Genomic DNA, 16,040 nt, shown 5'->3' with positions numbered 1-16,040 from the left:
AAAAAGCTGAACCTGAGTTCAGCCTTTTCACTTAGAAGCTATTTAAGCACCAGTTTGATAACTTGCTTTTGGCACAGCTGTTGAAGCTTGGTAAGGATGAGTAAAGTCTTGCAAACCAGCAGCAGCTTCTTGCACATCTTTACCTTCTTTAATGACAAAACTATCAAAACCTGAACGTTTTAAATAATTTAAGACATCCTTAAATACATCACCTGTTGCACGTAGTTCACCTTGGAAACCTTGGCGACGTAATAATGCAGCGAATGAATAACCTCGCCCATCTCCGAAACCTGCGAACTCGATAAAAATTGCATCAAGTTCACTAAGTGGGAATGTATGATCTTCTGGTGAATCGTTCACAGTCACATACAAAGCTTTTTTACCTTGAATGTTCGCCAGTTGATCGAGCTGTGCTGTTGTTAAAACAACGTCACCTCGAGGAATCACACCATCTTCAGCAATGATTTGATAAGTATTATCTGCAATCGTGCCATCTTTATAAAGCACAGGTAGAGCTGTATTAAGCATATGCACGCTCCTTAAATGGTTGAATCCCTACACGGCGATATGTATCAACGAAACGCTCACCTTCAGTACGTAAATCAAGATACGTATTTAATACTTCTTCAATGACATCAGGCACGGCTTCTGCTGCAAATGATGGTCCTAAGATGTCACCAATTGAAGCATCATGGTCTGAATTACCACCTAATGTAATTTGATAGAACTCAGCGCCTTTTTTATCTACACCTAAAATACCGATGTTCCCCACATGGTGGTGGCCACAAGCATTCATACAGCCAGAAATATTTAAGTCTAAATGACCAAGATCATAAACTTTATCTAAATCTTCAAAACGGCGTGTAATCGCTTCAGCAATAGGAATTGATTTCGCATTTGCAAGTGAACAGAAATCACCACCCGGGCAGCTAATAATATCGGTAATAAAGCCGATATGCGCACGAGCCATGTTGTGTTGTTCAAGCGCTTGCCATACATCGAACAAATCTTTTTGAGGTACATCTGCTAAAGCAATGTTTTGTTCGTGAGTCGTACGAAGTTCACCAAACGTATATTTATCAGCGAGATCTGCAATGAAGTTCATTTCTTCAGTGGTCATATCGCCCGGTGCGATGCCTGCACGTTTTAAAGAAATCGTAACAATACGATAGCCCTTTACTTTATGTGCATGCGTATTGATATTGAACCATTGTTTGAATTTTGGATGCTCAGCAAATAAAGCTGTAAAGTCTTCATCTTCTAAATCTTGATAATCAAACGGCGTGAACTCTTCGTCTAATTTTTTCAAGATTTCTGGCTGAATTTTTAATGTTTCACGTGTGTGTTCAAATTCAGCTTCAACTTTCTGTGCAAATACTTCAGGCGTTAATGCTTTAACCAAGATTTTGATACGCGCCTTATACTTGTTATCACGACGGCCATGTAAGTTATAAACACGTAAAACTGCTTCTAAATAAGCAATTAAATCTTCACGTGGTAAAAACTCACGAATGACACTACCAATAATCGGAGTACGGCCTAAACCACCACCCACCATGATTTTGTAGCCCATCTCGCCTGCTTCATTACGCACGATATACACACCAATATCATGGAATGCTGTTGCTGCACGGTCTTTTTCTTCAAGTGCAGAAACGGCAATTTTAAATTTACGTGGTAAGAATGCAAATTCCGGGTGGAATGTACTCCACTGACGAATCAATTCACATGTTGGGCGTGGATCAGCAATTTCACCAGCAACTACACCTGCATACTGGTCAGTAGTCGTGTTACGAATACAGTTACCACTGGTTTGAATGGCATGCATTTGTACAGTTGCGAGTTCAGCTAAAATTTCTGGCACATCTTCAAGTGCAGGCCAGTTTAGCTGAATATTTTGACGCGTAGATACGTGTGCATAGCCACGGTCATATTGAGTTGATACTTCAGCAATTTTACGTAATTGTTTTGAGTTCATTAAGCCATACGGCACAGCAATACGTAGCATTGGTGCATAACGTTGCACATATAAACCATTTTGCAAACGTAATGGGCGGTATTCATCTTCAGAAAGTTTGCCCGCTAAATAGCGCTCTGTCTGATCGCGGAACTGAGCAACTCGTTGATTAATCAGCTGCTGATCGAAATCGGTATATAAATACATGGCGTATGGCTAGTAGATTCATTATTAAGGCGGATAGCATAGCGAGCTTTTATTCATCAATAAAATGCTTTTTTTGCATATTTAATAACGGTTTTATTGATAAGCTTTAATCTAAATTGACATAAAAAAAGCCCAGATAAATCCGGGCTTTTTTGATAGCAAACTTTTATTTGTTATCTGGTAATGCATAAGCCACTAAATAGTCGCCCATTTTTGTACCAAATGAACCATGACCACCGGCCATAATTACAACATATTGTTTACCATTAATTTCATAAGTCATTGGTGTTGCTTGTCCACCTGCTGGTAAACGCGCTTCCCAAAGTTTCTCACCATTCGTTACGTTAAACGCACGGATGTAGTTATCTTGAGTTGCACCAACAAACATGACATTACCTGCGGTAGAAATAGAACCACCTAAACCAGGAACACCAATTTTTACAGCTGGTAACTGGAACAAGTTCGGTAAACTGTCACGAATTGTACCAATACGTTTTTTCCAAACGACTTCATGAGTTTTCAAATCTACGCCAGCAACATATCCCCAAGCAGGTTGTTTACAAGGTAAACCAAGTGGAGATAAGAATGCGCTGATTTCAACACCATAAGGTACGCCATACATTGGCTGTACACCCTGCTCAGTTCCCGCACCTTTTGCAGTTTGCGCACGGTTTGGATCAGCAGGAATTAAACGACTCACGAATGGCAGACCAATCGGGTTCATTACAGCAACTTGACGGTCAGGGTTAACTGACATACCGCCCCATTCAAACACACCTAAGTTACCAGGGAAAACTAAAGTACCGTTTTCAGATGGTGGCGTATAAATACCATCGTAATTGAGGCGTTTGAAAGACACACGACACATAAGCTGATCAAGCATAGTAGCACCCCACATGTCTTTATCAGTTAATTTATCTTGTGGTGCCAAGTTCAAATCAGAGAATGGCTGAGTTTTTGAATAATGCTCACCTTTAGTCTGTGGTCCGCGTTTAACTGTTTGTGGAACTGGTTTCTCAGTTACAGGAACAATTGGCTGACCATTACGACGATCAAGAACAAAGGCATTACCTGTTTTGGTCAAGACATAAATTGCTGGAACAGTTTTACCAGATTTATCTTTAATATCTGCCAAAGATGGTTGTGACGGTACGTCCATATCCCATAAATCGTGATGGGTTGTCTGGAAGTTCCAAATCAATTTACCTGTTGAAGCGTTAATCGCTAACATAGAGTTTGCATAACGTTCTTTCAACTCGGTACGGTCACCACCCCAGATATCTGGAGTACCTACACCTGTTGGAACATAAACGATATCAAGTTTGGCATCGTATGCTAAAGGTGCCCAAGCATTTGGTGAGTTATGAACAAAGGTTGTACCTTCACCTGGCATTGCATTTGGATCTGCTGCTCCAGTATCAAATACCCAAAGAAGCTTACCAGTGTTTACGTCATATCCACGGATAACACCTGATGGCTCTTTATTTGAATAGTTGTCGGTAACTGAACCGGCAATAACCACTGTTGAACCAGTAACAACACCTGGAGATGTTGGGTTATAACCACCTGGATAAGCATATGGCATGAATTCTTGTAAATTCACTTCACCATTTTGACCAAAGTCAGTACATGCTTTACCTGTGTCAGCATTTACAGCAACTAAACGTCCGTCATTGACTGGAACAAAGACTTTACGTGGACATTGAGTTGAAGTCGACTTTTTAGTTTGTAAGCTTGTCGCAAATTCAGTTGTGTTGTTTGCATCGTAATACATTACACCACGACAAGTTAAATGCTGGAACGATTTATCCGTTTTAAGCTTCGGATCAAAACGCCATTTTTCTTTACCTGTAGCTGGGTCAATCGCAATTAACTGCTGGTGAGCCGTACAGATAAACATGTTATTACCAATTTTAATTGGTGTAACCTGATTGGTTGTTTCGCCAGAGTCATTATCTGTTTTGAAATCACCAGTACGGAATGTCCAGGCAACTTTCAGATCTTTTACGTTCTGGTCATTAATCTGTTTCAATGGAGAATAACGTTCACCAGCTTGAGTACGACCATAAGCAGGCCAGTCGCTCTCTGCAACACCCGGAACGGCTTGAGCAGTTTCTGGTTGAGGTGTCTTGATTTCACCATTAATTTCTTGCGGATCATTGAAGATAGAATAAACCATCAACACGATTGCAATTGCTAAAGTTGAAGATAAGGCAACTTTACTTGATCCAAGGTTGTTGATTCCACGAGTTACAGCCGGAACCAATAACCATAAACCAAGAATACCTAAAATATCTAAACGTGGTGCAAGCGCCCAAAAGTCTGTTCCAACTTCCCAGACACTCCAGATAATAGTACCTAGCATTAATGCGGCATAAACCCACAAAGCAGCAGAAGCGCGCTTGTAGAGTTGCCATGCAACAATGAGAAGTAAGACTCCAGCTACAATATAGTAAATTGAACCGCCTAGTGTAGCGAGCCAAATACCTCCAATTAGCAGGAATAACGCCAATAACCCAATAATAATTACGGTAAAAGTCGTTAAACCTGATCTTGAAGAAGGTTGATTCATAAACCACCTCTTATCAATCATCATTTTTATCGGAAAGATGTGCCAAAAAACTTATAGAAAAATGACATCACCAATACGTCTAAAACAAAATTCAGGCATAAAGAAAAAAACGGAAGGTCAGGATACTTCAATCAATGATTTAGCCCTCGACAATCCGTTTTCGGAATAATTACTTAGAATGCAGTTGAGAACTTAATACCGCCTACCCAAGTGTTATCACCATTTTTTAATGCACCAACATGACGAACATATTGCACATTTGGACGAATAGTTAGCCAGTTAGTGGCATGAATACCATAGTAAAGCTCGGTATTATATTCGGTGTCGTATTCTTTGGCTTGAACATCGTTCCAATCATCATTGATATGGATACGAGCAACACCAAGTGCCAACTCATCTTGAGGACGTTGATTGAGCAAACCTTTATAGACTAAGCCTATATTTTGCATGTTATCAACTTTGTTGGTATCTGAGTCGTGGAAAGTCAGGTTCACAAACCCTGTTAAACCACGGTCAGTTTGATCAGCTGGCTGGAATAATTTCTGTTTTGCAGTTACCCAAACACCTTGCTTATGAGATGTTTTAGTTGAATCTGCAATTTCTTTGGCATCGGCAGTACTATAGTAATAACCTAAACGGTATTCACCAGGCATGCTTTGCACACCTAATTTAGGTGACCAAACTACTTCTGCTGGAATAATTGCACCGTGAGAACCATCTGTACTTAGGTTGAAGCCTTTGCCACGTTCCAAGTTTTCAGGGTTATATTCATATACACCCACTTGTGTATATAAATCAGGTTGCAAGTTATATTTGACACGCATTGCCCATTGGCTAACTGGCCAGTTATACCACTGATCGCCTACCCAGTTACCCACTTGTGAACCACAAAGTGCCAAGTTCTGGAAATCACAGTCAAAACTATTAAAGTCTTCACCCTCACCAAAACGGCCCACTTTAACATCTAACTTCTGATCAAGGAATTTTTTCTTGATCCATAAATCTGTTAAACGCCAAGTTTGTTCACGGCCCCACACTTCTTGAACAGAACTTTGGTGCCCAGCCAATGCTGGAGAATGTTCAGAAAGCGATTGCCCATCACGATAAGTTAATGTGATTTGAGCTTCTGTATCTTGCCACCCTAAAATTTTACCTAGGTCCAAATGAGAACCTAAAGCAAGTTGCCCTGTATAAGCACTACCGTGTGTAGATGTTTGTTTGGAATCTAAAATACCGGCATATTCACCGGTATATCCAAAAGAAAAATCATAACCTTGTGCTTGCAACGCTGTACGTTGCCCGTTCCAATCACCCAACATCCAAGAACCATTTGGGTCAAATGCAGCAGCAGCTTGTGCATGCTGAACAAAAAGAGTAATTGATAAAACGGATAAACAGGAAACCATCAAAGATTTATGCGTTTTCATGTTTACGAACCTTTTATGTCTTTGTTTATAAAGGTTACGCTAATTTTATGTAAAGAAATTATTCAAAATGTTAATCAATTGATTATTCAGATAATAATTTCAATACATACTGTATAAGAAATAGCCCCTTAACCTCACCACTGCCCTTCGCCAAGTTTTTGACCTACAAAGGAATATCGCATTTGCGAACGTGAAAACTTAATTGGGCATGCAATTTGTGGTTCTGTATCTGGCGTATTATTTTGCAAAGGAACATTCACAATCCATCCACGTTGTTGTGCTAACGGTGAATTTAAAGCTTCACTTAAACTCAATACGGGCTCTACACAAACATCGAGATTTGCAAAAATTTCATGCCATTCTTTAAATGTTTTGGCTTTAATTTTTTCTTGAATGGCTTGCTTAACTTCCTGTCGATCTTGCTCATCTAATGACGCACCTTTTTGTAATAACACAGGTAAGTCTAATGCCGCAGACAAACCTGCCATAAATTGTGGTTCAAGGCTACCGATAGAAAAATAACGGCCATCTTGCGTCATATAATAGTCATAAAAAATCCCACCATTGAGCATCCCCTGCTCGGGCGCCTGTTCAACTTGTGCGGCAAGCGTGGCTGAAGCTGCCATGCTATTTAGACTCGCAACACAGTCCGTCATGGAAATATCAATATATTGACCTATACCGCTACGGCTACGTTCAACTACAGCAGCCAAGATCGCAATGACTGCATGTAATGAACCACCAGCAATATCGGCAACCTGAATACCAAGCGGTGGTGGGCCGCTATCTTGTCGGCCGCTATACCCAGCAATACCAGCTAAGGCTAAATAATTAATGTCGTGTCCCGCCCGATCTTTATAACTTCCAGTTTGGCCATAACCTGTAATTGAACAATAAATTAAACGCGGGTTAATTTCTGCAAGAGTGGCATAGTCCAGCCCTAAACGGCGCATGACATCTGGCCGAAACTGCTCAATCACAATATCAAATTCAGAAATCTTGGCTTTAATCAGATCAATACTTGCAGCATCTTTTAAGTCGAGAACAATCGACTGCTTATTTCGGTTTAGATAACTATGTGCAGTCGCCTGCCCATTTGCATAGGGCGGCATAATCCGAATGAGATCTGGACGTGATGGAGATTCAATATGGATGACTTCTGCCCCCATATCGGCTAAATACATTGTGGCGAAAGGTCCAGGTAAGAGCGTCGAGAAATCGAGAACTTTAAGTCCATTTAATGCAGTCGTCATCGTTTTTTTAACCACTATTATTCGAATTTTCTTTTATATTAGTTAAGCAAATATTCTAAAACAATGTCATGTTCAGCCATTTACCTTGATCATTTCGGCAATTTAACATGTAAAAAGTGCTTTTACACTGTTGTAAATCGCCAATTTATTTTTTTAGACGGTCATTTAGGTCAATTTAAAGTGAACATCAAAGAGACTGAAGGATTCAATATGAGTCGCGATACGATTAGCATCCACTTCGTGAATGCGGCTTTGACAGGCGTAAAGCGCCTTGGCATGGATGTCGAGACGTTACTTTCACATGTGGGTATCGAAGCGGAACTATTACGTCAACCTAAAGCTCGAATCTCACCAGAACAATATACCCGTTTTATAAAAATGTTATGGATGGTCACACAAGACGAACACGTCGGTTTCGATGTACAACCGCGTCGTTTGGGCACTTTTGCCATTATGTGTCAGTTGATTATTCATGCAAAAACCTTGGGCCAAGCCCTTGAACTTTCATCTCAATTTTACAAATTATTTGGTGATGAATGGTCAGTAACACTGGAGCGTGACAAACACGAAGCACGTTTAGTACCTCTCATTCCAAAAACATTAGATCCGGATCATTTCATTACTGAAAGTATGCTCATGATCTGGCATGGATTGGCATCATGGCTGATTGAACGTCGCTTACCATTAGAACGTGTTCATTTTAGCTATCCACGTCCTGCACATGCAGATGAATATGACGCGTTATTCTTTGCGCCGGTTATGCAATTCGACGCACCGCGTACCGAAATAACCTTTGCGGCTGATTATCTTGACTTACCAATTCGCCAAGATGAAAAAACATTAGAAGAATTCTTAAAAGCAGCCCCTGCTCAGCTTTTAGTAAAATTCAAAAATACCAATTCGTTGACTTCACGTATTCGTGAAGTACTCAAAAGCCAAATTGGTGAAGAAATGCCAACGCTCAATGACGTTGCATCAATGTTGTATTTATCTCCGCAAACTTTACGCCGCCGCCTAGCTGCCGAAGGTAAAAGCTATCAGGGCGTGAAAGACGCTTTACGCCGAGATGCTGCGATTCATTTATTACTCAATCCTGAGTTAACACTTGAAGATGTTGCTCAGCAAGTTGGTTTTAGTGAAACCAGTACATTCCACCGTGCATTTAAAAAGTGGACTGGTGTTACTCCCGGTCTATATCGCCAGCTCCATGGTTACCATTAATTCTTAAATCTCTTTAGTTTCACATTTAGCCCAAGTTCAACTTGGGCTTTTTTGTATCGCCATTGGCAAAAATCATCACCTGACTGGTGCGCTTATCGTCATTGCACTCCCTCTTAAAAACAGTACACTCAAAAACACGACAAAGTTTAAGTAATAAAAAAAGGAACTGTTATGAGCGAGGCTTATATTATTGACGCCATTCGCACACCACGCGGAAAAGGAAAAAAAGACGGCTCTCTTTACGAAGTAAAACCAATCACATTACTCACCACTCTATTAAACGAATTACAGCAACGCCATCAACTCGATACATCTAAAGTAGATGATATTGTTCTGGGCTGCGTGACACCAATTGGTGATCAGGGCGGTGATATTGCCAAAACAGCAGCGATTGCAGCGGGCTGGAATGATGATGTTGCAGGTGTGCAAATTAACCGCTTTTGTGCTTCAGGTTTAGAAGCGGTCAACATGGCAGCCATGAAAGTTCGTTCTGGTTGGGAAGATTTAGTGGTTGCTGGTGGCGTTGAATCAATGTCACGTATCCCAATGGGTTCTGATGGCGGACCGTGGGCGTTAGATCCGGAAACCAACCTTAAATCATCTTTTGTTCCACAAGGTGTCGGCGCTGACCTCATTGCAACCTTAGATGGCTATAGCCGAGAAGATGTTGATAATTTTGCCGTAAAGTCACAACAAAAAGCAGCGGCAGCTCAAGCAAATGGTTATTTCGATCAATCAGTTGTGCCAGTCAAAGATCACGCAGGTGTTGTGATTTTAGAAAAAGATGAATTTATTAAAGGCAATACCACACTTGAAGGGTTAGCAAAGCTCAACCCAAGTTTTGAAATGATGGGGCAAATGGGCTTTGATGCTGTTGCCCTGCAAAAATATCCAGAAGCACAAAAAGTAAATCATGTTCATCATGCCGGTAACTCATCAGGTATTGTCGATGGAGCAGCTCTTGTTTTACTGGCTTCAGAAAAAGCAGTGAAAGAACAAAACTTAAAACCACGCGCTAAAGTTTTGGCGACTGCATTAGTCGGTACTGATCCAACCATTATGCTGACTGGCCCTGCCCCTGCCGCACGCAAAGCTTTGGAAAAAGCTGGTTTAACAATTGATGATATTGACCTATTTGAAGTTAACGAAGCATTTGCAGCTGTCGTGATGCGTTTTATAAATGAACTTAATGTACCTGCTGAAAAAGTCAACGTAAATGGCGGTGCGATTGCTTTAGGCCACCCATTAGGGGCAACCGGTGCCATGATTTTGGGTACATTACTTGATGAGCTTGAACGTCAAAATAAAAAACGCGGTTTAGCAACGCTCTGTGTCGGCGGTGGTATGGGTATTGCCACCATTATTGAACGTGTATAAAAATTTAGGGATATATAAAGATGAGTGCAATTCAATACGAAAAAAATGCCGACAATATTGTCATCTTGACACTTGATTCAACTGGTCAGTCTGCCAATACCATGAATGCAGAATTTCGTGACTCGCTTGATGAGGTCACCCAGAAACTTAAAGCAGAAACAGAACTTTCAGGTGTTATTTTTCGCTCAGCAAAAAAAACTTTCTTTGCTGGTGGTGATTTAGATGAACTGATTCAAGTTCAACCTGAGCATGCAACTGACTTTTTCAATATGGTTGAGAAGTTAAAAGGTCATCTAAGAACGATTGAAACACTAGGAGTTCCAGTTGTTGCAGCATTAAATGGCACGGCACTGGGCGGAGGATGGGAAATCGCATTAAGTTGCCATCACCGTATTGCAATCAATGACCCGAAAAGCAAATTTGGCCTACCAGAAGTTACCTTAGGTTTACTACCGGGCGGCGGTGGTATTGTACGTATGGTCCGTCTGCTTGGTCTTCAAAATGCATTCCCATTTTTAATGGAAGGTAAGCAGTTCGGTGTCGATAAAGCAAAATCTTTAGGCTTAATTCATGACACAGCTGAAAATGAACAAGAACTTTTAGATAAAGCGATTGCTTGGATCAAAGCCAATCCAAAATCTCAACAGCCTTTTGATGTGAAGGGTTATAAAATTCCGGGTGGCGATCCAAAAACTCCGGCAGTTGCACAAGTTCTTGCCATTGCGCCTGCCATGTTAAAAGACAAAACCAAGGGCTGCTATCCTGCTCCTGAAGCGATTATGGCTGCCGCAGTTGAAGGTGCTCAAGTTGATGTCGATACCGCCTTGCGCATCGAGTCTCGCTACTTTACTCAACTAGCAACAGGCCAAATTTCTAAAAATATGATTGGCACTTTCTGGCATGGTCTAAATGCAATTAAGTCGGGTGCTAGCCGTCCTGCCGATATTGCAAAATGGCAAGCCACTAAAGTGGGCGTGTTGGGTGCGGGCATGATGGGTGCCGGTATTGCCTACGCCACTGCAATTAAAGGCATTCCTGTTATCCTTAAAGATGTATCTGTTGAAAATGCTGAAAAAGGCAAAGCATATTCACAAAAGCTCTTAGATAAACGTGTTTCACAAGGCCGCATGACGGCAGAAAAACGTGATCAGATTTTATCGCTCATTACGGCTACAGCTTCTGCTGAAGACTTACAAGGTTGTGATTTAATTATTGAAGCCGTATTTGAAAACCAAGAGCTCAAAGCGAAAGTCACTCAAGAAGCTGAACAATACTTAGCGCCTAATGGTGTAATGGCATCAAATACATCCACCCTACCGATTACAGGTTTAGCGCAAGCAAGTAAGGATGATAAAGCATTTATTGGCCTGCATTTCTTTAGCCCTGTCGACAAAATGCAGTTGGTTGAGATTATTAAAGGTAAAAACACCTCCGCAGAAACACTTGCTAAAGCCTACGACTTTGTACAGCAAATTGGAAAAACGCCAATTGTTGTCAATGATAGCCGTGGCTTCTTTACCAGTCGTGTGTTTGGTACTTTTATTCAAGAAGGCATGCGCTTACTTGCAGAAGGCGTCCATCCAGCGCGTATTGAAATGGCAGCACTGAAAGCTGGCATGCCAGTGGGACCACTTGCGATTCAAGATGAAGTGTCTTTAACTTTAACCGAGCATGTTGCAAGTGAAACGCGTAAGGCACTACAAGCTGAAGGCAAAGAGTTACCGAAAACACCGGTAGATGAAGTGATTCATACCTTGATTCATGAATTAAACCGTAAAGGTAAAGCTGCTGGCGCAGGTTTTTATGATTATCCTGAAAATGGTAAAAAGCACCTATGGGAAGGTTTAAACCGTTGGCAAAAAGATCATGATATCTCCGAGCAAGATATGATTGACCGTATTTTGTTTGTACAAGCCTTAGATACCCTACGTTGTTACGAAGAAGGGGTATTAGAGTCAGTGATTGATGCCAATGTCGGTTCTATTTTTGGAATTGGTTATGCCCCGTGGACGGGAGGAGCGATTCAATTCTTAAATCAATATGGTATTGATAAAGCACAAAAACGTGCCGAAGAGCTGGCTGCCAAATATGGTGAGCGCTTCACGCCCCCAACGTTACTAAAAACTAAAGCTGAGCAGAAGCAAAATATTCAATAAGTTAGAGCTCTTGAATATTTAAAAATTGCATAAACCTTACCCATATAAATATATTTTATTTATATGGGTTTTTCTTTATGACCTTTAAGATTTCAGCCTTATACCTAAATATGCTATAAATAGACTTCATTTCTGTGCTTCTACAGCACATTCGAGATATCCTTATGTCCGATAAAAATTCTTCCGAATCAGCAATTTTAGGCTGGAAATTTGTTCTAATCGTCGGTGTTTTAAGTGCGATCTTCCTTGGCTTTTTCTATTTAGCAATGAGTAATGAGCCTGACTATATGCCAGGAGCACAACGCAAAGCTCAACAGCATGAAATGCAGCAAAAAGCTGAGAAATCAACAGATCAGCAAACTCAGCATGACAATATGCCTGAAATGGACATGCAAGAACATCAGCATTCACATCAGTAATCAGATATTTTTCAAATGACAGATTTTTCTCGCAATGCACTGGTTGTAGAAGGTGGAGGCATGCGTGGTGCCTTTACCAGTGGTGTACTTGATGCTTTTCTACAACAGCAGTTCAATCCTTTTAACTTATACGTTGGTGTATCTTCTGGTTCGACCAATGTAGCTAACTACCTGGCAGGCCAACAAGGTCGCACGTTAACCTTCTATATTGATCATTCACTACGTCCTGAATTTATCGATTACAAGCGCTTCTTTAAAGGAGGGGATTTACTCGATTTAAAATGGATGTGGGAAATTGGCGAGCAAGAACATCCTCTCGATCAACAGAGCCTTTTTGCCAAAAATCCAGATTTTTATATGGTATTGACGCATGCTAAAACTGGTCATGCTGAGTATCTTCGTGCTGGTAAAGATAATTTGCTAAATGCACTGCGTGCTTCTAGCTCAATTCCGGTTTTAACTCGTCATCCCGTCGATATTATGGGTGAACCCTACTTTGATGGCGGCGTTGCAGATGCTCTACCCGTTCGCTGGGCGGCTCAGCAAAGTGGTGTCAAAAAGCTATTAGTTTTACGTACTCGTCCGAAGAACTATTTTAAAGCCAGTAGCCGAGGCGACCAATTCCTTGCGAAATATGCTTTTAAACACCATTATGGTTTTGCAAATAGTTTGCGTAACCGCTGTGCCCGTTATAATGCTTCAGTTGAATTTGTTCGTAGCAGTAACCCAGAACAGCAAATTTTAGAGGTATGTCCACCGCCTCTTAAAAATATGGCAGGGCGTTTAACGACAAATCCGAAAAAGCTTCGTTACAGTTATGAAGTTGGTTTGGAAACAGGCTTACAAGCCATCGAAAACTGGAATGCGATGAAGTAGTTCAAAGTTGAGATTTCTAAAAAGGAATCTCAACTTAACGCTAAAGTCATATCAATATGTGGAATACCACAGTCTTGGTACACTTCACCCTGCACTTTAAAACCTAGAGCTTCATAAAAAGCTGTTACATAGGTTTGCGCGGAAAGCTTTAAATAAGGCAATTTATGTTGGCGCGCATATTCAATAATATGCTGCATTAGAATTTTACCTATACCCTGCTTTCGATAAAGCATTAAAACAGCAACACGCCCTACGCTATGCTGTGGCAACAAACGTGCTGTAGCGATAGGCTGCTCTTTGTCATACACCATAAAGTGCACAGCAGTGCTGTCGAAATCATCCCATTCATCTTTGGGCTCAATGCCTTGCTCTTGAATAAAGACTTGTTCACGGATGTATTTTGCATCTTCCTCAAACTGCGTCCAACTACCCGCTATAACTTTATACATCCACTCACCTTCCTAGCATTTGCAGCCAATATTTTCGATCGGCAGCTGATCTTGTAATAACAATTCCAATGTCTGTTTTTTAATTCCATACATTTCTTTCAATGCTTGAATTTGAGCCATAATCTTGGCATCAGGTTGTGTCACGTTTTTGCGTTTAGTCGCCAAAATCATTTTATTTTTGCTGGTGTGTTCAAGCGATACAAACTCAAAAACTTTAGTTTCATAACCATATGCTTTTAAAAGTAACGCACGTAAGGTATCGGTCAACATCTCGGCTTGTTGCCCCGCATGAATACCAAACTGTAGCATTGGCTGTAAAACTTCAGGACTATGTAGTTGTGGACGCAACTCTTTGTGACAGCATGGCGCACACATAATCATCGAAGCATTTAAGCGAATTCCAGTATGGATAGCAAAGTCAGTCGCAATATCACATGCATGCAAAGCAATCATCACGTCCAGCTTTTCCGGCTGATAACTACGAACGTCACCTTCAAAAAAGTCTAAATGATTAAAATGTACTTTGTCTGCAACGTTCTGGCAAAATTCCACTAAATTACGGCGCAGCTCTACACCCGTAATGAGCGGAACCTTTTGTTGTTCTTGTAAATAATCATACAAAGCAAAAGTTAAATACCCTTTTCCTGAACCAAAATCGACAATATTTAACTCTTTTTGCTCAGCATCAATCTGCTCATATGCGCTCGCAAAAATTTCGATAAATTTATTAATCTGCTTCCATTTACGAGCCATGCTTGGAATGATTTGAGCTTTCTCATCGGTAATGCCAAGCTCTTTTAAAAATGCACTACCCTGCTGTACATAACGCTGTTTCTCACGATCATGAGCTTGTACAGTTGGAACGGTAGTCACGCTGTGTTTTTTACCCATATTAAGCATGGCTTTTTTCTTATTTTTTTTAAGCTGGATTTCTTGATGAGTGGCAAATAAATTCGCTTGTTTGCATTGCGTAATCAGCACTGCAATCTGTTCTAAGCCATCTTCGAATGAATAATTTTTAGTCACATCTTGGGTGGTATGATGATATAGCGCGGAAAGTTGTTTTTTTCCATGTAGCTCCACAACACGGAAAGTAATTTTTTCCAGCTGTGTCAACTCTCCTTTATATTGGCTCAAAATCAAACGTTCAAAAGTCTGCTGATTAAGCATTTGTTTGATTTCATGAAAGAATTGCTGTTCTTGCTCAAAGGAGAAAACCGACACTGATATACCTAAAAAATGGTGACTCATATAAAGTGAAAGTTTAAAGGGTATAGGATTAAAAATAAAATAACTTTACGACTGTTTTGTATTTCTATACATTTGTATTTTTAATCAAAAAATAAACTTATGAGTAAATCGGTGTTAGAAACCTACGACCCAAAAGAAGAACTTTTTAATGCCTACAGCCATGGCGCTGGTGTGGTTATGGCAGTAGTTGCCTCTGTCTTTTTAATTATAAAAGGATCTTATCTTTCCACTGCCCAGTGGGTAGGTTTATGGGTATATGCTTTTAGCTTAATTCTCGTGTTTACTAGTTCGACTCTCTATCATTTTGCACAAACACAAAATTTACGTTACTGGTATAAAAAACTCGATCACACGGCTATTTATTATTTAATTGCTGGAACATATACCCCGTTCTTAAGTATTGCTATACCTACACAAAAAGCTCATATTTTACTTATTGCGCTCTGGAGCATTGCTGCAATTGGTACACTTTTCAAGTTAGTTTTTATTCACCGTTTTCAGAAAATTTCGCTACTTGCTTATGTTCTTATGGGTTGGCTTGCCGTTTTTGTAATGGATGATATGCGAACCTATTTAAGCAAAGATACTTTGATGTTATTGATTACTGGAGGTTTAGCTTACACCGTTGGAGCATTGTTTTACGCGTTAAAAAAGGTAAGATATACCCATGCGATATGGCATATTTTTGTGCTTTTAGGTGCAGGTGCACACTTTCTTGCTATCTATTGGTACGTTGTTTAGTCCATTTTTCACTCATATTCAGTGATCCTGAAAGAGTCATGGATGATGTTCTTTCACGCTATTCTTTTAAGAAAAATATGCCTTTAAAGAGAATAGTAAATTAAAAATAAATTTTAACTGATATAAGGACTTAT

The 16,040-nt window shown here is 40.3% G+C and carries 13 protein-coding genes; 6 read left to right on the top strand and 7 right to left on the bottom strand.

The features are described 5' to 3' along the window. Window positions 1-42: 42 nt before the first annotated feature. From RFX69_RS00355 to RFX69_RS00335, 5 genes are all read right to left on the bottom strand, one after another. The gene (locus RFX69_RS00355) at window positions 43-528 is read right to left on the bottom strand and encodes a DUF934 domain-containing protein (RefSeq protein WP_000935253.1); all 486 of its coding nucleotides are present in this window, start codon (window positions 526-528) and stop codon (window positions 43-45) included. Further along, complete coding sequence (locus tag RFX69_RS00350) at window positions 521-2,164, bottom strand: nitrite/sulfite reductase (protein WP_000281766.1); 1,644 nt, start codon at window positions 2,162-2,164, stop codon at window positions 521-523. The genes RFX69_RS00355 and RFX69_RS00350 overlap by 8 nt, the downstream gene beginning before the upstream one ends. Window positions 2,165-2,330: 166 nt before the next feature. Beyond that, complete coding sequence (locus RFX69_RS00345; RefSeq protein ID WP_001075596.1) at window positions 2,331-4,736, bottom strand: glucose/quinate/shikimate family membrane-bound PQQ-dependent dehydrogenase; 2,406 nt, start codon at window positions 4,734-4,736, stop codon at window positions 2,331-2,333. 173 nt (window positions 4,737-4,909) lie between these two features. Further along, window positions 4,910-6,142, bottom strand: a complete 1,233-nt coding sequence (locus RFX69_RS00340; protein ID WP_002001352.1) for a carbohydrate porin — start codon at window positions 6,140-6,142, stop codon at window positions 4,910-4,912. A gap of 155 nt (window positions 6,143-6,297) precedes the next feature. Beyond that, complete coding sequence (locus tag RFX69_RS00335) at window positions 6,298-7,416, bottom strand: CaiB/BaiF CoA-transferase family protein (protein WP_004838246.1); 1,119 nt, start codon at window positions 7,414-7,416, stop codon at window positions 6,298-6,300. A 210-nt stretch (window positions 7,417-7,626) separates the two neighbouring features. Between RFX69_RS00335 and RFX69_RS00330 the strand changes: the two genes are divergently transcribed. The 5 genes from RFX69_RS00330 (at window position 7,627) to RFX69_RS00310 (ending at window position 13,465) form a co-directional block, all read left to right on the top strand. Continuing rightward, window positions 7,627-8,637, top strand: a complete 1,011-nt coding sequence (locus tag RFX69_RS00330; protein ID WP_000085721.1) for an AraC family transcriptional regulator — start codon at window positions 7,627-7,629, stop codon at window positions 8,635-8,637. 171 nt (window positions 8,638-8,808) lie between these two features. Further along, complete coding sequence (locus RFX69_RS00325) at window positions 8,809-10,014, top strand: acetyl-CoA C-acetyltransferase (RefSeq protein ID WP_001287646.1); 1,206 nt, start codon at window positions 8,809-8,811, stop codon at window positions 10,012-10,014. A gap of 20 nt (window positions 10,015-10,034) precedes the next feature. Continuing rightward, a complete protein-coding gene (locus RFX69_RS00320; RefSeq protein ID WP_289332899.1) occupies window positions 10,035-12,170 on the top strand; it encodes a 3-hydroxyacyl-CoA dehydrogenase NAD-binding domain-containing protein in 2,136 nt (711 codons plus the stop codon). Window positions 12,171-12,334: 164 nt separating this feature from the next. Further along, window positions 12,335-12,589 (top strand): hypothetical protein, encoded by a 255-nt coding sequence (locus RFX69_RS00315; protein WP_001280986.1) that lies wholly within the window; start codon window positions 12,335-12,337, stop codon window positions 12,587-12,589. A gap of 15 nt (window positions 12,590-12,604) precedes the next feature. After that, window positions 12,605-13,465, top strand: coding sequence for a patatin family protein (locus RFX69_RS00310; protein ID WP_004838242.1), 861 nt, complete (start codon window positions 12,605-12,607; stop codon window positions 13,463-13,465). A 29-nt stretch (window positions 13,466-13,494) separates the two neighbouring features. Here RFX69_RS00310 and RFX69_RS00305 read toward each other — a convergent pair whose 3' ends face one another. Continuing rightward, window positions 13,495-13,914 (bottom strand): GNAT family N-acetyltransferase, encoded by a 420-nt coding sequence (locus RFX69_RS00305; protein ID WP_000278752.1) that lies wholly within the window; start codon window positions 13,912-13,914, stop codon window positions 13,495-13,497. A gap of 12 nt (window positions 13,915-13,926) precedes the next feature. After that, a complete protein-coding gene (locus RFX69_RS00300) occupies window positions 13,927-15,138 on the bottom strand; it encodes an SAM-dependent methyltransferase (protein ID WP_086300377.1) in 1,212 nt (403 codons plus the stop codon). 126 nt (window positions 15,139-15,264) lie between these two features. Between RFX69_RS00300 and RFX69_RS00295 the strand changes: the two genes are divergently transcribed. Beyond that, complete coding sequence (locus tag RFX69_RS00295; RefSeq protein WP_010590631.1) at window positions 15,265-15,906, top strand: hemolysin III family protein; 642 nt, start codon at window positions 15,265-15,267, stop codon at window positions 15,904-15,906. The last annotated feature ends 134 nt before the right edge of the window (window positions 15,907-16,040 follow it).

This window comes from Acinetobacter sp. 148 (genome assembly GCF_031196675.1).
GTDB classification, from domain to species: Bacteria; Pseudomonadota; Gammaproteobacteria; order Pseudomonadales; family Moraxellaceae; genus Acinetobacter; species Acinetobacter baumannii.
The sequence above is the reverse complement of the archived record's forward strand: the minus strand, read 5'-3'. Positions and strand labels throughout refer to the sequence as shown.